A 20,691-nucleotide genomic window follows, 5' to 3' on the forward strand; every position below is an offset into this window, starting at 1 on the left:
GCTGGCCGGCGGCATGTTCCGGGTGGTGACCGACCTGGGCATCTTCGGCTTCGACGACAAGACCAGGCACATGAAGATCGTCGCGCTGCACCCGGGCGTCACGCTGGAGCAGGTGCAGGACAACACCGGCTTCACGCTGCTGCACGACAGGCACATCGCGACCACCGAGGCACCGAGCGTGCGCGAACTGTCGGCACTGCGGCGGCTGGATTCCGACCGGCTCTACATCGCCTGAGCGCAGGCATTCTCGGCTGGCCCGCGAGGGTGGCTCGCGCCGCGCTTGCCGCGCCGGTGTGCTTTCCGCTAACGTTCCTTCCGTCTCATCACATTCGAAGGAGCTGCCATGACCCTCGCCTCTCGAACCCGAGCCTTCGCGGCCGCCGCCGTGCTGCTCGCCGCCGCTGCCCTCGCGCATGCCCAGGGCCTGCCTAACGTGGTGATCCTCGCGACCGGCGGCACCATCGCCGGCGCCGGCGCCACGGCCGTCAACAGCGCCACCTATTCGGCGGCCAAGGTGCCGGTCGACAAGCTGATCGCGGGGCTGCCCGAACTGTCGAAGGTGGCCAACGTCCGTGGCGAGCAGGTGTTCCAGGTCGCTTCCGAAAGCCTGACCAACGACAACCTGCTGGTCCTCGCCAAGCGCGTCTCGGCGCTCTCGAAGCAGGCCGACGTCGACGGCATCGTGATCACGCATGGGACCGACACGATCGAGGAAACCGCCTACTTCCTGACGCTCACGGTGCACACCCCCAAGCCGATCGTCGTGGTCGGCTCGATGCGTCCGGGCACCGCGCTGTCGGCCGACGGCGCGCTGAACCTGTACGACGCGGTGAACGTGGCGGCCAGCAAGGATGCCGCCGGCAAGGGCGTGCTCGTGACGATGAACGACGAGATCCATACCGGGCGTGACGTCAACAAGACGGTCAACGTCAAGACCGAGGCATTCAAGAGCCAATGGGGGCCGCTCGGGATGATCGTCGAGGGCCGCAACTACTGGTTCCGCCTGCCGGCAAAGCGCCACACGATGCAGTCGGAGTTCGACATCGACAAGATCGATGCATTGCCGCCGGTTGAGATCGCCTATGGCTACCAGAGCGTGCCGCCGACGGCTATCGACGCGCTGGCCAAGAGCGGCATCAAGGCGCTCGTTCATGCCGGCACCGGCAACGGCTCGGTGGCTGACCGCATCGTGCCGGTCCTGCAGAAGGTGCGCGCCGACGGCATCCTGGTGATCCGCAGCTCGCGGGTGCCGGACGGCTTCGTGATCCGCAACGCCGAACAGCCCGACGACAAGTACGACTGGGTGGTGGCGCACGACCTGCGGCCGCAGAAGGCGCGGATCCTGGCGATGGTGGCCCTCACCAAGACCAAGGATACGAAGGAATTGCAGCGGATTTTCTGGGAGTATTGACTCGCCCCCCAGGTTGGCTCACTGCGTGTAGCCGCCCACCCCCCTGCCGGGGGGCAATACCGGCGGACCGGCTGAGCCGGATCCGCGGTATTTCCGGAACACGCCCCGGCTGGCGCGGGGCGGCTCGTGGGGTGCGGTTCTGGCTCTTAAAATGGCCGGTTCGCCGCGTCGGGGGCGTTTCGCTTCCTTGCGGCCACCAGGCTCAACATGCTGACTTTCCAACAAATCATTCTCAAGCTCCAAGCCTACTGGGATGCCCAGGGCTGCGCGCTCCTGCAGCCCTACGACATGGAGGTCGGCGCCGGCACTTCGCACACCGCCACTTTCCTGCGCGCGCTCGGCCCCGAGCCCTGGAAGGCCGCCTACGTGCAGCCGAGCCGCCGCCCCAAGGATGGCCGCTATGGCGAGAACCCGAACCGGCTGCAGCACTACTACCAGTACCAGGTGGTGCTGAAGCCGGCACCGAGCAACATCCTGGAGCTCTACCTGGGCTCGCTCGAGGCGCTCGGCTTCGACCTCAGGAAGAACGACATCCGCTTCGTCGAGGACGACTGGGAGAACCCCACGCTCGGCGCCTGGGGCCTGGGCTGGGAGGTCTGGCTCAACGGGATGGAGGTGACGCAGTTCACGTACTTCCAGCAGGTCGGCGGCATCGACTGCCGCCCGATCACCGGCGAGATCACCTACGGGCTGGAGCGCCTGGCGATGTACCTGCAGGGCGTGGACAACGTCTACAACCTGAAGTGGACCGAGGGCCTGAGCTACGGCGATGTCTTCAAGCAGAACGAGGTCGAGCAGTCGACCTACAACTTCGAGCACAGCGACGCCGAGTTCCTGTTCACGGCCTTCGCCGCGCATGAAAAGCAGGCCAAGGTGCTGATGGAGGCGCAACTCGCGCTGCCGGCCTACGAGCAGGTGCTCAAGGCGGCCCACAGCTTCAACCTGCTCGACGCGCGCGGCGCGATCAGCGTGACCGAGCGCGCGGCCTACATCGGCCGCATCCGCAACCTCGCGCGCAGCGTCGCGCAAAGCTACTACGAGAGCCGCGAGCGGCTCGGATTCCCGATGGCGCCGCGCGAGTGGGTCGCACAGATGACGAAGAAGGCGGCCTGAGCGATATGACCACCAAGAACAACCTGCTCGTCGAACTGTTCGTCGAGGAACTGCCGCCGAAGGCGCTGAAGAAGCTCGGCGACGCCTTTGCCTCGCAACTGCGCGACCAACTGGTCGCCCTGGGCCTGGCGGATGCCGGCTCGGTGCTCACGGCCTATGCCTCGCCGCGGCGGCTGGCCGCCCACCTGACCGACGTGCTGGCGCAGGCCGCCGACAAGGATGTGTCGCAGAAGCTCATGCCCGTGACGGTGGGCCTCGATGGCGCGGGCCAGGCCACGCCCGCGTTGCTCAAGCGGCTGGCGGCGCTGGGCGCCGATGCCAGCGCGGTGCCGGGGCTGCAGCGCGCGATGGACGGCAAGGCCGAGGCGCTGTTCTTCCAGAGCACCGCCAAGGGCGCAACGCTGGCCGAAGGCCTGCAGAAGGCGCTGGCCGAGGCGATCGCGAAGCTGCCGATCCCCAAGGTCATGAGCTATCAGCTCGAGACGAATTGCGAGCTGCCGGGCTGGAGCAGCGTGAGCTTCGTGCGGCCGGCCCATGGCCTGGTGGCGCTGCACGGCGACGCGATCGTGCCGGTCGGAGCGCTCGGACTCACGGCCGGTCGGCAGACGCACGGCCACCGTTTCGAGGCCGCGGTCGATCCGATCGAACTGCGCGACGCCAACAGCTATGCCGGCCAGATGAGCGAGCAGGGCGCCGTCATCCCCGGCTTCGAGGCCCGCCGCCACGAGATCGCGCGGCAGCTCGCCGAAGCGGCCGTGAACATCGGTGGCGGCACGCAGCCGATCCATGACGACGCGCTGCTGGACGAGGTCACGGCCCTGGTCGAGCGGCCGAACGTGCTGGTGTGCGAGTTCGAGCGCGAGTTCCTCGACGTGCCCCAGGAATGCCTGATCCTCACGATGAAGGCCAACCAGAAGTACTTCCCGCTGCTCGACGCGGCGGGCAAGCTCACCAACAAGTTCCTGGTGGTCAGCAACATCAGCCCCGACGATGCCAGCGCGGTCGTCGGCGGCAACGAACGCGTGGTGCGCCCGCGGCTGGCCGACGCCAAGTTCTTCTTCGACCAGGACCGCAAGAAGTCGCTGGCCTCGCGGGTCGAGGCGCTGGCCAAGGTGGTCTATCACAACAAGCTCGGCACCCAGGGCGAGCGGGTGCGGCGAGTGATGCAGATCGCCCACCTCATCGGCGAGCAGTTGGGCGCTGCGTCCGGCGATACCAAGCTGGCCGCGCATGCTGTGCAGGCGGCACAACTCGCCAAGGCCGACCTCGTGACGGACATGGTTGGCGAATTCCCCGAGCTGCAAGGCACGATGGGCCGCTACTACGCGCTGCACGACGGGCTCGATGCGACGGTTGCCGATGCCATCGAGGACCACTACAAGCCTCGCTTCGCCGGGGACGCCTTGCCGCGCGACATGGTGGGCGTCGCCGTTGCGCTTGCCGACAAGCTCGAAACGCTGGTCGGCATGTTTGGCATTGGAAATCTGCCCACGGGCGATCGTGACCCGTTCGCGCTGCGGCGTCATGCCCTGGGTGTGGTGCGCATGCTCATCGAGCGTTCGTTGCCGCTGCAGTTCCATGAGCTCACGCGACAGGCGTTCGGTGTCTTTGCGCCGGGCCTTCTGGAGGACCGGAGCGTCGAACTCGATGAGTTCCTCATCGAGCGTCTCAAGAGCTATTTCAAGGACGAAGGCTACTCGGCGGTCGAGATCGACGCGGCCGTCTATGTGCGCAAGCTGGGGGTGTGGGCGACGATCCCGAGGCGGCTCGACGCTGTCCGCGCCTTCACCGCGCTGCCCGAGGCGCCCGCGCTGGCCGCGGCCAACAAGCGCATCGGCAACATCCTCAAGAAGTCGCCCGAGGCCGATGCGCACGTCAGCGAGCTGCTGCTGCAGGAGCCGGCCGAGAAGGCGCTGCATGCCGCGATGCGGCAGGTGGTGCCGGTCGCGGACGCGCAGTTCGACAAGGGCGACTACACCGCCTCGCTGCAGACGCTGGCCGCGCTGCGCGAGCCGGTCGATGCCTTCTTCGACGGCGTGATGGTCAATGCCGAGCAGGCCGACCTGCGTCTCAACCGCCTCGGGCTGCTGATGCTGCTGCACGCCGCGATGAACCGGGTGGCGCAGCTCGAACGGCTGGCCGCCTGAAAAGAGACACCATGAAACTCGTCATCCTCGACCGCAATGGCACGCTCAACGCGCACCGCGAGGACTTCGTCAAGAGCGACATCGAGTGGACGCCGCTGCCGGGCGCGCTGGAGGCCGTGGCGCGGCTCAACCATGCGGGCTGGCACGTGGTCATCGCCTCGAACCAGTCGGGCCTCGGGCGCGGGCTGTTCGATGTCGTCTCGCTCAATGCGATGCACGCCAAGATGCACAAGATGCTGGCGGCCGTGGGTGGCCGGGTGGATGCCGTGTTCTATTGCCCGCACAGCCCCGACGAGGGCTGCGACTGCCGCAAGCCCAAGCCCGGCCTGTTCCTGCAGATCGGCGAGCGCTACGGCGTCGATCTGTCCCACGTGCCGACCGCGGGCGACAGCCTGCGCGACCTGCAGGCCGGCGCGGCCGCGGGCTGCGAGCCGCACCTGCTGCTGACCGGCATGGGCCAGGCTCTGCGCGGCGTGCCGCTGCCCCCCGAATACCCGCCGAACACCCAGGTCCACGAGGACCTCGCGGCCTTCGTCGATTTCCTGCTGGAGCGCGAAGAGCGCGCCACGCTGAAAGTAGCTGTCTGATGGATTTCGTCCGTTCCGTCCTCCACGCGCTGTGGATGCTCGTCACCGTGATCCCGTGGGGGATCATCATGTGCGTCAGCTCGCTCTGGAAGCGCGGCATCCCGCTGTACTGGATGGCCGCGACCTGGCTCGGCTGGGCCATCGGCGGCGCACGGGTGCTGCTCGGCATCCGCACCCGCGTCTCCGGCATGGAGAACCTGCCGACCGACAAGCTCGCGGGTTGCGTGCTGCTGGTGAAGCACCAGTCGACCTACGAGACCTTCCTGATGCCCACGCTGATGCCGCATCCGCTGGCCTACGTGTTCAAGAAGGAATTGATCTACGTGCCGTTCTTCGGCTGGGCCATGGCCCGCCTCGACATGATCCACATCGATCGCAGCCAGAAGACGCAGGCTTTCAACAAGGTCGTGGCGCAGGGCCGCAAGCTGCTCGAGCAGGGCATCTGGATCATCATGTTTCCCGAAGGCACGCGCATCCCGCGCGGCCAGAAGGGCAACTACAAGAGCGGCGGCTCGCGGCTCGCCTGCGAGACCGGCGTGCCGGTGGTCCCGATCGCCGTGACTTCGGCCAAGGTCTGGCCGCGCAAGGCCTTCATCAAGCGCCCGGGCGTGGTCGACGTCTCGATCGGGCCGGCCATTTCGAGTGTCGGCCGCAAGCCCGACGAGCTGATGCGCGAGGTCGAGGCGTGGATCGAGGCCGAGATGCGCCGGCTCGATCCCGAGGCCTATGCGCCGGCCGCCGCCGCCGCATCCACCGCCGCCTGAGATCCCGACCATGCGCGGCCTGCTGCAGTTCACGCTCGATCTGTTCGACGCGCCTGCGGCCGAGCCGAGTCCGCCGCCGACCGAGGGACCGCGCGTGCCGGCGATCCCGCTGGCCGACGCGCTGAGTCCGGCGAGCTTCATCCACCCGCGTGCCACGCGCGAGATCCTGCTGGCCGACGCCCGCGTGGCCTACGAATTCACGCGCGGCAAGCGCCGCACCATCGGCTTCGTGGTCGGGGCCGAAGGCTTGTCGGTGCGGGCGCCGCGCTGGGTGGCGCTGCGCGACGTCGATGCCGCGGTGAAGGAGAAGGGCGACTGGATCCTGCGCAAGCTGGCCGAGACGCAGCAGCGCCACGCGCGGCTGGAGTCGGCGCGCATCGAGTGGGCGGACGGTGTCGTCTTTCCTTTCCTCGGCCAGCAGGTGAGCGTGCGGCTCGATCCGCATCACGCCTTCGATGGCGTCGGCGCGGTGCTCGACGCCGGTACGGGCCACGGCGGCGAGGCCCCTGTCCTGCGCCTGGCGCTGGCGAGGAATGCGAGCGCGGCGCAGATCCGCGATGCCGCCCAGGCCTGGCTGATGCGCCAGGCGCGCCGCATCTTCATCGAGCGGCTCGACCATTTCGCGCCGCGCCTGGGCGTCGCCTGGAACAAGCTGTCGCTGTCGAACGCCTCCACGCGCTGGGGCAGCGCCAGCGCCGACGGTGCCATTCGCCTGCACTGGCGACTGGTGCACTTCCGGATGTCGGTGATCGACTACGTGGTCGCCCACGAGCTGAGCCACCTGCGCGTGATGGACCACAGCCCGCGCTTCTGGGAGACCGTGGAAAGCGTGCTGCCCGACTACCAGCAGTTGCGCAGGCAGCTCAAGGACGAGCCGGTGCCGCGCTGGTAGATGCGCTCAGGCCGGCGCCGGGCCGCCCCAAGGCGGCCTGCGGCCCCCTCGGGGGGCAGCGACACACGAAGTGAGGAGCGTGGGGGCCATCCAGGCCGGCGCCGGGCCGCCCGGTCTGCTACCTCGCGTGCGTCACGCCGCCGTCGACCACCAGCGTCGAGCCCATCACGTAGTCGCCAGCGCGCGAAGCCAGGTAGATCGCGGCGCCCGCCATGTCTTCCGGCGTGCCGATGCGGCCGGCCGGGATGCGCTCTTTCACCTCTTCGCCGTGATCGCGCGCGTCCTTGTTCATGTCCGACGCGAAGGCGCCCGGCGCGATCGCGCTGACCACGATGCGGTCCTGTGCCAGCCGCAGCGCCATCCGGCGCGTCAGCTGGATCAGCCCGGCCTTGCTCGCCGCATACGAATAGGTTTCCTGCGGGTTGACCGAGATGCCGTCGATCGAGGCGATGTTGATGACCTTGGCCAGGTGGTCGGTGGCCGCCTTCCTGAGCATCGGCGTCAGTGCCTGGGTCAGGAAGAAGGGCGTCTTGAGGTTCAGGTCGACCACCTTGTCCCAGCCGCTTTCGGGGAACTCGTCATAGGGTGCGCCCCAGGCCGCGCCGGCGTTGTTGACCAGGATGTCGAGCGCGCCTTCGTGCTTCGCATAGGCGTCGACCAGCCCCTGCGCGCCCTGCAGCGTGGACACGTCGGCCGGCAGCGAGACGCAGTGGCCGAAGGCCGAAAGCTCCTTCGCGGTCTGGTCGCAGGCCGCGGCCTTGCGCGCCGAGATGTAGACGCGGGCGCCCTGCGCCAGAAAGCCCTCGGCGATCATGCGGCCGATGCCGCGCGAGCCGCCGGTGATGAGCGCGGTGCGCCCCTTGAGCGAGAAGAGTCGGGTGGTGTCCATGCGGTGTGTCTCCTGGGTATGCGGTGCGTTTCGCCGGCCGAGCGGCTTGCCGGAGCTTAGTGCGCACGGCCTCTGGAGGGGGTCACCTTGGTGCCAGCGACCCACACGAAGTGGGGGAGCGTGGGGGCCATTCAGGTTGGCCAGGCCAGCGAGCGCAGGCTCGCAAAGCGCCGTTCGGCGCCGGTCAGCGGATCCAGGAAGGCGACTTCCCGGGCCAGCAGCTGCAGCGGCCGGTCGAAGTCGTCGCTGCCTTCGGGCAGGAGCGCCGGGTAGATCGCGTCGTTCCGGATCGGCATGCCGAGCGCGGCGCAATGCACCCGCAGCTGGTGCCGGCGGCCGGTGACCGGCGACAGGCCCAGCCGCGCCCAGCCTTCGTGCGCTTCCAGCAGCTCGAAGTGCGTCTCGGCGTTGGGCTCGCCGGCGACCTCGGTCATGCGCATGAAATGGTCGTCGGGCGCGAGCCGGCTGCGGCGCGTGGCCGGCAGCGTGCCGCCGGGCTGCCAGGGAACGATCGCCTCGTAGCGCTTGTGGATGGCGCGATCGGCGAACAGCGCGCTGTAGGGGCCGCGGCTGGCCGGCAACACCGAGAACAGCACGATGCCCGCGGTTTCGCGGTCGATGCGGTGCAGCGGCGCCAGGTGTTCGAGGCCCAGCTTGCGCTTGAGGCGCACCAGCAGGCTCTGCTGCACGTACTTGCCGACCGGCGTGACCGGCAGGAAGTGCGGCTTGTCGACCACCAGCAGGTGCGCGTCGCGGTGCAGGACCTGTTCGTCGAACGGGATGACGGGCTCCGAGTCGAGCGCACGGTAGTAGTAGACCCGCAGCCGCGGCTGGTAAGGCCGCGTGCGGGTGACGCGCACGCCATGCTCGTCGACCACGTCGCCGGCCTCGATGCGGGCCTCCCAGGTCGCGCGCGGAATCGCCGCGAAGCGCTGCACCAGGAACTCCGCGATCGTCGGCCAGTCGCCGACCGGCAGCGCGGCGCAGCTCGGGCCGACGCCGTCTCGCACGGGCAGCGGCAGGGCGTTCATTGCGCAGCCAGCGCGGCGGCGATCTCGGCGAACAGCGGGCGCGCGGCGGGGTCGTCGTCGAGACAGCGCGACCGGATGCCGCCCAGCAATGCCTGCGTGGCCGCATCGGCCGGGGCACAGCGATCGAGCAGTTCTTCGATCAGGCAACCAAAGGCGCGGGACTCGATGCGCTGCAGTGCCCGCGACTGCGCGGCATCGTCGCGCGGCAGGAACGAAGCCGCTCCGAAGTCGCCGAGCAGGCCGTCGCCCTGGCCGTTCCAGAGGATGTTGTGGCCGTAGAGATCGCCGTGGAGGATGCCGCGCGCGTGCAGACGGGCGACGGCCGAGGCGATACCCCGGGCCATGCGCAGCGCGGTGTCCGTCGACCAGCGGGCGTCGTCGGCATAGACGTCGCGCGTGCAGGATTGCAGGCTCGGCGGCCCGGCCAGGTTGCGGAAGGTCGTGTCGACCAATTCGAGCACCAGGCCGGCGCTCGCTGCCGGATGGTTCTCGATCCGCCCCAGCACCGGGATCAGGCCGGGATGCGTTCCGGCCGCGATGCAGGCCGCCATCTCGCTGTGCGGCCAGCCGTCGCTGGTCACGGCGCCCTTGAACAGCTTCACCGCAACCGGCCGAGGGCGGCCGTCGGGCTGCAGCCAGTCGGCCTGGTGGATCACGCCCGAGGCGCCTTCTCCGAGTTGCTGCTTCAGCGAGAGCCGATGCCAGTCGATGGTCGGCGTCGGCTGGGCATCCATCGCCTGCGCTTCGGCTGCTTCGTCGAGGGGATTGCCCGCAAAGGCGAGCCACGACAGGCGCGGCAGCGACGGGAGCCAGCCCGGCAGCGCCTCGAAGCGATTCGCCGAGATGCGCAGCAGTTCGAGCGCGCGGCAGGCGGCCATGGACTCCGGCAGTGCCCGCAGCCGGTTGCCCGCGAGCATCAGCTTTTGCAGCCGCGCACGCTGGCCGAGCGCATCCGGCAGCGCGTCGATCCGGTTGTCCGTGAGGATCAGCCAGCGCAGCGCAGGCGGCAACGCGGGCGCGGGCACCCGCTCGATGCGGTTGGCCTTGAAGGCGACCATCTCGAGCCGGCCGCATCGCCCGACCGCCTCGGGCAACTCGGTGAACTGGTTGTCGGAGCAGAAGAGCACGCGCAGGCGGTGCAGCCGGTGCAGGTCGTCCGGCAGGTCGCTCAGCGCATTGCCCGCAAGGTTGAGCACCTCGAGCGAGTCCGCCAGATCGAAGATCTCGCGTGGAAACTCGCTCAGGCCGGCAGACAGGTCGAGCCGCTGCGCCCCGGCCAGTTCGCCCGCGCGCAGGCGGCTCAATGTCGTCACGAGAAGGCGCCGAACCGGTAAATGCCGTCCTCGCCCAGCCGGCGCTGTACCTGCCCCGAGAACCACAGCAGGTGCAGGTGGGCCACGGTCTCGCCCATCGCGAAGGTCATCTGGTGCAGGTCGAGCTGGCGCTTGAACAGGATCGGCAGGCCCTCGGCCGCGCTGTGCGGGCGCGCGGTGCAGGCCTCCAGCAGTTCGGCCAGGCGGTCGCGATGGTGCTCCTTGAGCTGCTCGACACGGCGGTGGATGCCGGTGAACGGCTTGCCGTGCGAGGGCAGGCCCAGCGCGTCGACCGGCAGCGCCTTGAAGCGCTCGATGCTGTCGAGGAAGAGACGCAGCGAATTGGCCTCGGGCTCGCCGGCATGCACGCTCACATTGGTCGAGATGCGCGGCAGCATCATGTCGCCGCCCAGCAGCGCGTTGAGTTCCTCGCAGTACAGCGCGATGTGTTCCGGCGCGTGGCCGTAGCCGCTGATGCAGCGCCAGCCGCGGCCGCCGATGTCGACCGTGTCGCCGTCCATCATGCGCACGAAGTTCGCCGGCACCGAGGGCACCATGTTGGCGTAGTAGCTGGTGCGCGATCGGATCTTGGCGACCGACTCGGGGTCGGTGAGTCCGTGCGAGGCGAAGAAGTCGGCCGCCGCGTCGCCGCCGGCCAGCGTGTCGCCGGCGGAGGTGAGCACGCGCGCCACGTGGTAGTCGGTCGAGCTGATCCACAGCGGCGCCTTCCAGCGATCGCACAGCCAGTGCGCGAGGCCGATGTGGTCGGGGTGCATGTGGGTCACGATGACGCGCAGGATCGGCAGTCCCTGCAGCTGCGTCTCGAAGATCTGCTCCCACTGCGCGCGCGCGGCATCGTGCGCGATGCAGCAGTCGACCACGGTCCAGCCCTCGACGCCGTCGAGGGTGTCGCGCAGCAGCCAGAGGTTGATGTGGTCGAGCGCGAAGGGCAGCGCCATGCGGATCCAGCGTACGCCGGGCGCCACTTCGAGGGTTTCGCCGGGGGCCGGCAGGGTGTCGCCGAGGGGGTAGTGGAGTTCGCGTTCGAGGATGTTCATGTACGATTGACGTTAACGTAAACGTCATGGCTTTGACCCATCATTGTATGCAGAGCCGCTCAAACCTGCTGTCGCACACGCTTTCCGGCCCCCACATGCCTTCGCAGACCTTCACCATCGGCGAGCTCGCCAAGGAGTTCGACCTCACCACGCGGGCGATCCGCTTCTATGAGGACATGGGACTGCTGGCGCCGCGTCGCGACGGGCTGCAGCGCATCTACACCGCGCGCGACCGCGCCCGCCTCACGCTCACGCTGCGCGCCAAGCGGCTCGGCCTGAAGCTGACCGAGGCCCGCGAGATACTCGACATGTACGACAGTCCGCGCGACACCGCGGTGCAGCTCGAGCGCTTCCTCGGCGTGCTCGGCGGCCACCGCGAGCAGCTCGAAAGCCAGCTGGTCGAGCTGCAGGCCAACCTGGCGGAAGTCCGGGCCCAGGAAAAGCAGGCGCGCGCCGCGCTGGCGCGCACCACGAAGCCGAAGACGCGTTGAGCGACCGCCGCAGCACCCCAACACACACCACGAAAGACCCATGGACAACACACCCGACCCTCTCGAGGACCTGTTCGCCCACAACCGCGCCTGGTCGGCGCGCATGGAGCGCGATCGTCCCGGCTTCTTCACCAGCCTGGTGAAGCAGCAGACGCCCAAGTACATGTGGATCGGTTGCTCCGACAGCCGGGTGCCCGCGAACCAGATCACCGGCCTCGAGCCGGGCGAGGTCTTCGTGCATCGCAACGTGGCCAACATCGTGGTGCACTCCGACCTCAACGCGCTGTCGGCCATCCAGTTCGCCGTCGAGCGGCTCAAGGTGCGGCACATCATGGTGGTCGGCCACTATGGCTGCTCGGGCGTGCAGGCGGCGCTCGAGGGCGCGCGCATCGGTATCGCCGACAACTGGATCCGCCACATCCAGGACGTGCGCGACCGGCACCGCGTGATGCTCGAAAGCCTGCCCGAAGCCGTGCGCGCCGATGCGCTGTGCGAGCTCAACGTGGCCGAGCAGGTCGTCAACGTCAGCGTCAGCACGGTGATGGTCGACGCCTGGAGCCGCGGCCAGGAGGTGACCATCCACGGCTGGGCCTTCGGCGTCAACGACGGCCTGCTGCAGGACCTGGGCATGACCATCGACGGCTCCAAGCCGCTCGAGACGCAGTACCGCGCCGCCGTGCAGCGAATCCGCTACAAGTGGAGCAAGCCGTCGGAGAGCACCCCCAGCCTGCCGGATGCGATCGGCCTGGCCGACTGAACCATGTTTCCGCAGCGCCTCGATTCACCGCTCGCCTATGACATCGCGCGTGCGATGCGCGACGGCTTCGATCGGCACTACCGGCTCTTCCGCGCCGAGTCGGCGCGCGCCAAGCATCGCTTCGAGACCGCCGACTGGCATGGCCAGCAGCGCGCGCAGCGCGAGCGCATCGAGTTCTACGACCTGCGGGTCAGCGAGGCGGTGGCCCGGCTCGAGAAGGAGTTCAAGGCCGGCGAGCAGCCGATGGACGTCTGGCACCAGATCAAGCTGCACTTCATCGGCCTTCTGGTCGACCACCACCAGCCGGAACTGGCCGAGAGCTTCTTCAACTCGGTCACCACCAAGATCCTGCACCGCGCCTACTTCCAGAACGACTTCATCTTCGTGCGGCCGGCGATCAGCACCGAATACATCGAGCCGCGCGACGCGCCCACCTACCGCGCCTACTACCCGGAGCGCGAAACGCTGGCCGACACGGTCGAGCGGATGCTCGAGGACTACGCGCTGCAGGGCGGCTATGCCGACCGCCGCCGCGATGCCGAGCGGGTGGCGGCCGCGATCCTCGGGCGCTTCCACCAGATCAAGCTGCGCGCCAACTTCCAGCTGCAGGTGCTGTCGGGCCTGTTCTACCGCAACAAGGGCGCCTATGTGGTCGGCAAGGTCAACAACGGCTTCGTCGAGCTGCCGTTCGCGCTGCCGATCCTGCACGATGCCGCGGGCAAGTTCTATGTCGACGCGGCGCTGTTCGGCGAGGACGACCTGCAGATGCTGTTCAGCTTCGCGCGCGCCTATTTCATGGTCGACATGGAGGTGCCGTCGGCCTATGTGCAGTTCCTGCGCTCGCTCATGCCGCGCAAGCCCCGGGCCGAGATCTACAACGCGCTCGGGCTCGCCAAGCAGGGCAAGACGCTGTTCTACCGCGACTTCCTGTACCACCTGAACTACTCGACCGACAAGTTCCGCATCGCGCCGGGCATCAAGGGCATGGTGATGCTGGTGTTCGACCTGCCGTCGTTCCCCTATGTGTTCAAGGTCATCAAGGACTTCTATCCGCCGCAGAAGGAGACGACGCGCGAGCAGATCAAGAGCAAGTACATGCTGGTGAAGCAGCACGACCGCGTGGGCCGGATGGCCGACACGCTCGAGTACAGCGATGTCGGTTTTCCGCTCGACCGCTTCGAACCCGAGCTGATCGAGGAGATCCGCAAGTTCGCCCCGAGCCAGCTCGAGATCGGCGACCGCGACGGCAACGGGGAGATGGAAGTGGTGGTCAAGCACGTCTACATCGAGCGCCGCATGATCCCGCTGAACATCTTCCTGCAGGAGTCCTTCGACCTGCTCGAGCAGCCCGAGCATGCCAAGCGGGCGGGCAAGCAGCTGGAGCATGCGGTGATCGAGTACGGCAATGCGATCAAGGACATGGTGGCGGCGAACATCTTCCCGGGCGACATGCTGTGGAAGAACTTCGGCGTCACGCGCGGCGGCAAGGTGGTGTTCTACGACTATGACGAGATCGAATACCTCACCGACTGCAATTTCCGCAAGGTGCCGACGCCGCGCAACGAGGAGGACGAGATGAGCGGCGAGGTCTGGTATTCGGTCGGTCCGAAGGACGTCTTCCCCGAGACTTTCGAGCCCTTCCTGCTGGGCAACCCCTCGGTGCGCGAGGCCTTCATGGCCCACCACGCCGACCTGCTCGACGCCGCCTTCTGGCAGAGCCACAAGCAGCGGATCCAGGCCGGCCAGATGCTCGATGTTTTTCCCTATGACGAGGCCCAGCGCTTCAAGCACGACGGCCACGCGCCGTATTTCTGACAACCACTGAAGGAGCAATTTCCATGAGCGAATCGATCGTGATCGTCGGCGCCGCCCGCACCCCGATGGGCGGCTTCCAGGGCGACTTTTCTTCCCTCTCGGCGCACGACCTGGGCGGCGTCGCCATCAAGGCGGCGGTCGAGCGCGCAGGGATCCCCGCCGACAGCGTCGGCGAGGTGCTGTTCGGCAACTGCCTGATGGCCGGCCAGGGTCAGGCGCCGGCGCGCCAGGCGGCCTACAAGGGCGGCCTGCCCGACAGCGCGGGCGCGGTCACGCTCAGCAAGATGTGCGGCTCGGCCATGAAGGCCGCGATGCTGGCGCACGACATGCTGCTGGCGGGCACGCACGAGGTGATGGTGGCCGGCGGCATGGAGAGCATGACCAACGCCCCCTACCTGATGCTCAAGGGCCGCGGCGGCTACCGCATGGGCCACGACCGGATCTTCGACCACATGATGCTCGACGGCCTCGAGGACGCCTACCAGCCGGGCCGCTCGATGGGCACCTTCGGCGAGGACTGCGCCGCCAAGTACAAGTTCACGCGCGAGCAGCAAGACGCCTTCGCGATCGCCAGCGTCGAGCGCGCCAAGGCCGCGACCTCGTCGGGTGCCTTCAAGGCCGAGATCGCGGCGGTCACGGTCAAGGGCCGCGGCGGCGACACCGTGATCGAGATCGACGAAGGCCCGGGCAAGGTCAAGCTCGACAAGATCCCGACGCTCAAGCCGGCGTTCAAGAAGGACGGCGGCACCATCACCGCGGCATCGAGCTCGTCGATCAACGACGGCGCCGCGGCGCTGGTCATGATGACCGAGGGCAGCGCGAAGAAGTACGGTGCGAAGCCGATCGCCCGCATCGTCGCCCATGCCACCCACGCGCAGCAGCCCGAGTGGTTCTCCACCGCGCCGGTGGGCGCGGTCGCCAAGCTGTTCAAGAAGACCGGCTGGACCGTGAAGGACGTCGATCTCTGGGAAGTCAACGAAGCCTTCGCGGTGGTGCCGATGGCGCTGATGCACGAGCTCTCGGTGTCGCACGACATCGTCAACGTGCATGGCGGCGCCTGCGCGCTGGGCCATCCGATCGGCGCCAGCGGTGCGCGCATCATGGTCACGCTGATCCATGCGCTGCAGCAGCGCGGCAAGAAGCGCGGCGTTGCGACGCTGTGCATCGGCGGCGGCGAAGGCACGGCGGTGGCGATCGAGCTGCTGTGAGGCGCTGCCTAGAATCGAAATATTGTCCCCATTGGAGTTGTCCTTGATTCATTCGGCTTTCCCCCGCAGCGCGCTGGCCGCGCTGCTCGCCACCGCTTTCATGGCACCCGCCGCCTGGAGCCAGACGCGCGACCAGGCCCTGTTCGCCGCCGCCACCGCCGAGAAGCCCGCCGTCATCAAGACGCTCGAGGCGCTGGTCAATATCGAGACCGGCACCGGTGACGCCGAGGGCCTCGCGTCGGCCGGCAACTACCTCGAGGCGCAGCTCAAGTCGCTGGGCTTCACGGTCACGCGCAGCAAGTCGGCCGGCCTCGTGGTCGGCGACAACATCGTCGGCAAGCTCAAGGGCAAGGGCGGCAAGAACCTGCTGCTGCTCTCGCACATGGACACCGTCTACCTCAAGGGCATCCTCGCCAAGGCGCCGTTCAAGGTCGAGGGCGACCGCGCCTACGGCCCCGGCATCGCCGACGACAAGGGCGGCAATGCGGTCATCCTGCATGCGCTCAACCTGCTCAAGGCGCGCGGCTTCGAGGACTTCGGCAGCATCACGGTGCTGTTCAACACCGACGAGGAAAAGGGCTCCTTCGGCTCGCGCGACCTGATCCAGGAAGAGGCCGCCAAGGCCGACTACGTGCTCTCGTTCGAGCCGACCGGCGCCGGCAAGGAAGACCTGTCGCTGGGCACTTCGGGCATCGCCTACGTGCAGGTCAACATCACGGGCAAGGCCTCGCATGCGGGCGCCGCACCCGAGCTCGGCGTGAATGCGCTGGTCGAGGCGTCCGACCTGGTGCTGCGTACCATGGACATCGACGACAAGGCCAAGGGGCTGCGCTTCAACTGGACCATCGCCAAGGCCGGCGCGGTCTCCAACATCATTCCGGCCAGCGCGACGCTGAACGCCGATGTGCGCTATGCGAAGAACGAGGATTTCGAGGCCGCGATGAAGACGCTCGAAGCCAAGGCTCAGCAGAAGAAGCTGCCCGACGCCGAGGTCAAGGTGCTCATCACGCGCGGGCGTCCGGCCTTCAACGCGGGCGAGGGAGGCCGCAAGCTGGTCGACAAGGCCGTGGCCTACTACAAGGAAGCCGGCGGCGAGCTCGGCATCGTCGAACGCACCGGCGGCGGCACCGATGCGGCCTACGCCGCGCTGGCGGGCAAGCCGGTCATCGAGAGCCTGGGCCTGCCCGGCTTCGGCTATCACAGCGACAAGGCCGAGTACGTCGACACCAGCGCGATCCCGCGCCGGCTCTACATGGCCAGCAAGCTGATCATGGACCTCGGTCAATCGAAGTAAGGAACACGCCATGCTGCTCAGCGCCGACCAGGAAGCGATCCGCGATGCGGTGCGCGCCTTTGCCCAGGCCGAGCTCTGGCCCCACGCACCGCTGTGGGACCGTGAGCACAGCTTTCCGAAGGACGCCCATGCCGGCCTGGCGGCGCTCGGCGCCTACGGCATCTGCGTGCCCGAGGAAGACGGCGGCGCCGGGCTGGACTACCTGACGCTGGCGCTGGTGCTCGAGGAGATCGCGGCCGGCGATGGCGGCACCAGCACCGCGATCAGCGTGACCAACTGTCCGGTCAACGCCATCCTGATGCGCTACGGCAATGCGCAGCAGAAGAAGCAGTGGCTGCAGCCGCTGGCGCAGGGCCGCATGCTGGGAGCCTTCTGCCTGACCGAGCCGCAGGCCGGCAGCGATGCATCGTCCCTGCGCACCACGGCGCGCAAGGACGGCGACGGCTGGGTGATCGACGGCGTCAAGCAGTTCATCACCAGCGGCAGGAACGGCCAGGTGGCGATCGTGATCGCGGTCACCGACAAGGGCGCGGGCAAGCGCGGCATGAGCGCCTTCATCGTGCCGACCGATGCACCCGGCTACACCGTGGCGCGGCTCGAGGACAAGTTGGGCCAGCATTCGAGCGACACCGCGCAGATCAACTTCGACGGCTGTCGCGTTCCGCTTGAAAACCTGATCGGCCAGGAGGGCGAGGGCTACAAGATCGCGCTCGGCGCGCTGGAAGGCGGACGCATCGGCATCGCGGCGCAGAGCGTGGGCATGGCGCGCAGCGCCTTCGAGGTGGCTCTGGCCTACGCCAAGGAGCGCCAGGCCTTCGGCGGCAGCATCTTCGACCAGCAGGCGGTGGGCTTCAGGCTGGCCGACTGCGCGACTCAGCTCGAAGCCGCGCGCCAGCTGATCTGGCATGCGGCCAGCCTGCGCGATGCCGGGCGGCCCTGCCTCAAGGAAGCCGCCATGGCCAAGCTGTTCGCCAGCGAGATGGCCGAGCGCGTCTGCAGCGCGGCGATCCAGACGCTGGGCGGCTATGGCTACGTCAACGATTTTCCGCTCGAGCGCATCTATCGCGACGTCCGCGTGTGCCAGATCTACGAGGGCACTTCGGACATCCAGAAGCTGTTGATCCAGCGCGCCCTGGCCTGAGCCCGCCGCGGCGTCCGGGGGTGATTTCCGGGGGTCTGCACAATACGCCCTGGAACTTCCCCCTTTCACGCCCCCCTCAATGTCCGCATCCTCCCCCAGCCCCGCCCGTGTTCCCTGTCCTTGCGGGCGTCGTGACCGGCGAGAGCTGCCACTGGTTTTCGCCCAGTGCTGCGGGCGCTACATCGACGATTTCGCCCACACGCCGGCACCCGATGCCGAGTCGCTCATGCGCTCGCGCTACACGGCCTTCGTGCTCGAGAGGGCGGATTACCTGCTCGCGACCTGGCATCCCTCGACCCGCCCGGCCAGCCTGGACTTCGAAGCCGGCGTGAAATGGCTGGGCCTCGACGTGCGCTCGCGCTCCGTGCTGGACGCCGACCATGCAGAAGTCGAGTTCGTCGCCCGCCAGCGCAGCAGCGCCGGCGTGGCGACCCGGCTGCACGAGCGCAGCCGTTTCGTCCGCCAGGAGGACGACGCGTTGCAAAATCGTTGGTATTACCTCGACGGCGACCTTCACTGACCGATCCAGTCAGGAATAGCCACTGACTGTTGCGCAGCCTTGGATGTTTGCTATGGATTTCATAGCGTCCGAGGCGGATTGTGTCCCGCAGGGAGACAGACCAATTCCTTTTGGGCTATTTATCTTGCGCCGCTCCTGCTCCACACTTCGCAGCTTGTGATCGCTGCGTCGAAAGCGCAGCGTGAGCGCGTTCAACCGGCCACGGGGCCAAGAGGTGAATCATGGGCAGCAGGACGCTTCTTCGCACGGGAGACTGGCGGCGGCCGTGCACCGCGATGGCCCTGCCGGCCCTGGCCGCGCTGCTCTGGATGGCCGCGCCGCACGCGCGCGCGCAAGACAAGCCCTTGCTCACGCCCTTCTCGAGCGCGACCGGCGCCCAGGCGCCGGCGCCGTGGCACTTCACCACCTTGCCCAACAAGGTTCCGACCCGGTTCGAGGTCGAGCAACTCGAGGGCCAGCGCGTGCTCAAGGTCGACGCCAATGGCTCCTACGGCAACCTGGTCCACCCCGTCAGGGTGGAGCTCAACAGTCAGGCCACGCTGGCCTGGCGCTGGCGGGTCGAGGCGTTCGTCGAGGGCGCCGACCTGCGCACGCGCTCGGGTGACGATGGCGCCGCCAAGGTCTGCGTCTTCTTCGATTTTCCGGCCGACCGGCTGTCCGTCGGCGAGCGCGCCCGTCTGTCGCTGGCGCGCCGCGCGACCGGCGAGGCGGTGCCGACCGAGACCCTGTGTTACGTCTGGGACAACAAGGAAGCCAAGGGCAACGCGTTCGACAACGCGTTCACGAAGCGCATCCGCATGGTCGTGCTCGAATCGGGCGCGGCGCCCAAGCCGGGCAGCTGGATCGCCGAACGGCGCAACCTGCTGACCGACTACAAGCGCGCCTTCGGCGACGAGGCCGGTGACCTCCTGCCCGACGTGACGGCGGTCGCCATCTCGGCCGACGCCGACAACACGCACGGCCACGGCCTCGCCTATTTTTCAGACCTGGACCTGCGCGGCGCCCTGGCGACCCAGGTTGCCGCGCCGGCCCCCGCCGAGCGTCCTCCGACGCAGGGCCAATAACAGCGCAGCATCTCATCGACTGTCAATGTCCCGAAAGCCATGAACGACTTTGTCGCACTCCTTGCCAGCCAGGGCGCCGCCCTGGTCTTCGCCTCCACGCTGGCGACGCGCCTCGGCGCGCCGGTGCCGGCGGTGCCCTTCCTGATCGTCGCCGGCGGGCTGACGGTCGGCGGGCAGGTGTCCTTCGTCGCGGTGGTGGTGGCGGCAGTGCTCGGCAACATCCTCGGCGATGGCGTCTGGTTCCTGGCCGGGCGCCGCTGGGGATACCGCGTGATGCGGCTGCTCTGCCGCATCTCGCTGTCACCCGACTCCTGCGTCAGGCGCAGCGAATCGATCCTCGGCCGCTGGGGCGGACTGTCGCTGATCGCGGCCAAGTTCGTGCCGGGGGTGTCGGTGGTGGCGCCGCCGATGGCGGGTGCGCTCGGCATGTCGAACCTGCGCTTCCTGTCCTATGAAACCGTGGCGGCGCTGATCTGGACGCTGGGCTTCCTGTTCGTCGGCCGGATCTTCCACGCCGCGATCCAGGACGTGCTGACCGTGATTTCCAACATCGGCCTGACCGCACTGGTGCTCGGCGTGCTGGCGCTGGCGGCATTCGTCGCCTGGCGCTATCGCCAACGCCGGCTGGCGCAGCAGCAGGCCGACGATATCGAGCACATCCAGGTCGAGGCCTTGCGCGAAGCCCTGGCGGCGGGCGCCGGCCCGATGGTGATCGATGTCCGCTCCGACGAGGCGCGCGCCCTCGATGCGCGGGCGATCCCCGGCGCGATCGGCATCGGGCTCAAGCAGTTGCCGAAGCGGCTGGGCACCTTCGCCGATGGGCGCGAGCTGGTGGTTTTCTGCGACTGCCCCGACGACGCCTCGGCGATTGCGGCGGCGCGCGTGCTGATGGCCGCCGGCCAGCCGCGGGTGCGCGTGCTGGCAGGCGGGCTGGACGCCTGGGTGGCGATGAGTGCGGCCGACGCGTCCGGCGCCGCCGAGCCGAAGCGGGTGGTCGTTCCGCTGGCGGTTGCACACACCGCTTGATCCGGCGGCCGCAGGCGGCCTAGAATCGGCCCCGCTCCGGGGTGCACGCAGACGCGTGCTGAGATGGCCAAGCGGCCAAACCCGCGAACTTGATCTGGTTCATACCAGCGTAAGAAGAGCTGCGACTCCCCGGCGCCCTCTCGTCCCTGAACGAGCGGTGCCGCAAGGAG

At 68.3% G+C, this 20,691-nt stretch carries 19 protein-coding genes, 1 pseudogene and 1 riboswitch; of the genes and pseudogenes, 16 read left to right on the forward strand and 4 right to left on the reverse strand.

Translation table 11 applies throughout. From position 1 onward, the window contains the following. The 7 genes and pseudogenes from AC1DYK_RS11650 to AC1DYK_RS11680 all read left to right on the forward strand — a co-directional run. Positions 1-235: pseudogene (locus AC1DYK_RS11650) on the forward strand (CoA-transferase subunit beta); the annotation flags it as partial. Positions 236-343: 108 nt separating this feature from the next. Then, the gene (locus tag AC1DYK_RS11655) at positions 344-1,411 is read left to right on the forward strand and encodes an asparaginase (RefSeq protein ID WP_478166449.1); all 1,068 of its coding nucleotides are present in this window, start codon (positions 344-346) and stop codon (positions 1,409-1,411) included. A 207-nt stretch (positions 1,412-1,618) separates the two neighbouring features. Beyond that, a complete protein-coding gene (gene glyQ / locus AC1DYK_RS11660) occupies positions 1,619-2,524 on the forward strand; it encodes a glycine--tRNA ligase subunit alpha (RefSeq protein ID WP_478089990.1) in 906 nt (301 codons plus the stop codon). A gap of 5 nt (positions 2,525-2,529) precedes the next feature. Beyond that, positions 2,530-4,671 carry a glycine--tRNA ligase subunit beta gene (gene glyS, locus AC1DYK_RS11665; RefSeq protein WP_478166450.1) on the forward strand — a complete coding sequence of 714 codons (2,142 nt, stop codon included), beginning with the start codon at positions 2,530-2,532 and terminating at the stop codon, positions 4,669-4,671. 11 nt (positions 4,672-4,682) lie between these two features. Further along, complete coding sequence (gene gmhB, locus AC1DYK_RS11670) at positions 4,683-5,258, forward strand: D-glycero-beta-D-manno-heptose 1,7-bisphosphate 7-phosphatase (protein ID WP_478089992.1); 576 nt, start codon at positions 4,683-4,685, stop codon at positions 5,256-5,258. Next, positions 5,258-6,022: a lysophospholipid acyltransferase family protein gene (locus AC1DYK_RS11675; protein WP_478166451.1), complete on the forward strand. Its 765-nt coding sequence runs from the start codon at positions 5,258-5,260 to the stop codon at positions 6,020-6,022. Before gmhB ends, AC1DYK_RS11675 begins: the two co-directional genes overlap by 1 nt. Positions 6,023-6,032: 10 nt before the next feature. Beyond that, a complete protein-coding gene (locus tag AC1DYK_RS11680; RefSeq protein WP_478166452.1) occupies positions 6,033-6,914 on the forward strand; it encodes a M48 family metallopeptidase in 882 nt (293 codons plus the stop codon). Between the two features lie 118 nt (positions 6,915-7,032). On the opposite strand, the gene AC1DYK_RS11685 is transcribed toward AC1DYK_RS11680, so the two are convergent. The 4 genes from AC1DYK_RS11685 to AC1DYK_RS11700 all read right to left on the reverse strand — a co-directional run bounded on the left by AC1DYK_RS11685 (position 7,033) and on the right by AC1DYK_RS11700 (position 11,205). Further along, positions 7,033-7,803 carry an SDR family oxidoreductase gene (locus tag AC1DYK_RS11685; protein WP_478166453.1) on the reverse strand — a complete coding sequence of 257 codons (771 nt, stop codon included), beginning with the start codon at positions 7,801-7,803 and terminating at the stop codon, positions 7,033-7,035. Between the two features lie 131 nt (positions 7,804-7,934). Beyond that, positions 7,935-8,834: a pseudouridine synthase gene (locus AC1DYK_RS11690; protein ID WP_478166454.1), complete on the reverse strand. Its 900-nt coding sequence runs from the start codon at positions 8,832-8,834 to the stop codon at positions 7,935-7,937. Continuing rightward, positions 8,831-10,147 carry a leucine-rich repeat-containing protein kinase family protein gene (locus AC1DYK_RS11695; RefSeq protein ID WP_478166455.1) on the reverse strand — a complete coding sequence of 439 codons (1,317 nt, stop codon included), beginning with the start codon at positions 10,145-10,147 and terminating at the stop codon, positions 8,831-8,833. Before AC1DYK_RS11695 ends, AC1DYK_RS11690 begins: the two co-directional genes overlap by 4 nt. Continuing rightward, positions 10,144-11,205 carry an MBL fold metallo-hydrolase gene (locus AC1DYK_RS11700; protein WP_478166456.1) on the reverse strand — a complete coding sequence of 354 codons (1,062 nt, stop codon included), beginning with the start codon at positions 11,203-11,205 and terminating at the stop codon, positions 10,144-10,146. Before AC1DYK_RS11700 ends, AC1DYK_RS11695 begins: the two co-directional genes overlap by 4 nt. A 95-nt stretch (positions 11,206-11,300) precedes the next feature. Here AC1DYK_RS11700 and AC1DYK_RS11705 point away from each other — a divergent pair, with 95 nt between their 5' ends. From AC1DYK_RS11705 to AC1DYK_RS11745, 9 genes are all read left to right on the forward strand, one after another. Further along, positions 11,301-11,696: a MerR family transcriptional regulator gene (locus AC1DYK_RS11705; protein ID WP_478166554.1), complete on the forward strand. Its 396-nt coding sequence runs from the start codon at positions 11,301-11,303 to the stop codon at positions 11,694-11,696. Positions 11,697-11,736: 40 nt separating this feature from the next. Then, a complete protein-coding gene (gene can, locus AC1DYK_RS11710; RefSeq protein ID WP_478089999.1) occupies positions 11,737-12,453 on the forward strand; it encodes a carbonate dehydratase in 717 nt (238 codons plus the stop codon). Between the two features lie 3 nt (positions 12,454-12,456). Further along, positions 12,457-14,268, forward strand: coding sequence for a bifunctional isocitrate dehydrogenase kinase/phosphatase (gene aceK, locus AC1DYK_RS11715; RefSeq protein ID WP_478166457.1), 1,812 nt, complete (start codon positions 12,457-12,459; stop codon positions 14,266-14,268). 23 nt (positions 14,269-14,291) lie between these two features. Further along, the gene (locus AC1DYK_RS11720) at positions 14,292-15,476 is read left to right on the forward strand and encodes an acetyl-CoA C-acyltransferase (protein ID WP_478156957.1); all 1,185 of its coding nucleotides are present in this window, start codon (positions 14,292-14,294) and stop codon (positions 15,474-15,476) included. 46 nt (positions 15,477-15,522) lie between these two features. Continuing rightward, positions 15,523-16,770, forward strand: coding sequence for a glutamate carboxypeptidase (locus AC1DYK_RS11725; protein WP_478166555.1), 1,248 nt, complete (start codon positions 15,523-15,525; stop codon positions 16,768-16,770). 10 nt (positions 16,771-16,780) lie between these two features. Beyond that, a complete protein-coding gene (locus AC1DYK_RS11730) occupies positions 16,781-17,911 on the forward strand; it encodes an acyl-CoA dehydrogenase family protein (protein ID WP_478166458.1) in 1,131 nt (376 codons plus the stop codon). Positions 17,912-17,990: 79 nt separating this feature from the next. Further along, the gene (locus tag AC1DYK_RS11735; protein ID WP_478166459.1) at positions 17,991-18,431 is read left to right on the forward strand and encodes a YchJ family protein; all 441 of its coding nucleotides are present in this window, start codon (positions 17,991-17,993) and stop codon (positions 18,429-18,431) included. A 275-nt stretch (positions 18,432-18,706) separates the two neighbouring features. After that, positions 18,707-19,495 (forward strand): DUF3047 domain-containing protein, encoded by a 789-nt coding sequence (locus AC1DYK_RS11740; protein WP_478166460.1) that lies wholly within the window; start codon positions 18,707-18,709, stop codon positions 19,493-19,495. Positions 19,496-19,534: 39 nt separating this feature from the next. Continuing rightward, positions 19,535-20,521, forward strand: a complete 987-nt coding sequence (locus AC1DYK_RS11745) for a VTT domain-containing protein (RefSeq protein ID WP_478166461.1) — start codon at positions 19,535-19,537, stop codon at positions 20,519-20,521. Between the two features lie 27 nt (positions 20,522-20,548). After that, positions 20,549-20,654, forward strand: a riboswitch (TPP riboswitch). The last annotated feature ends 37 nt before the right edge of the window (positions 20,655-20,691 follow it).

This window comes from Variovorax sp. P2_H12, assembly GCF_056403395.1.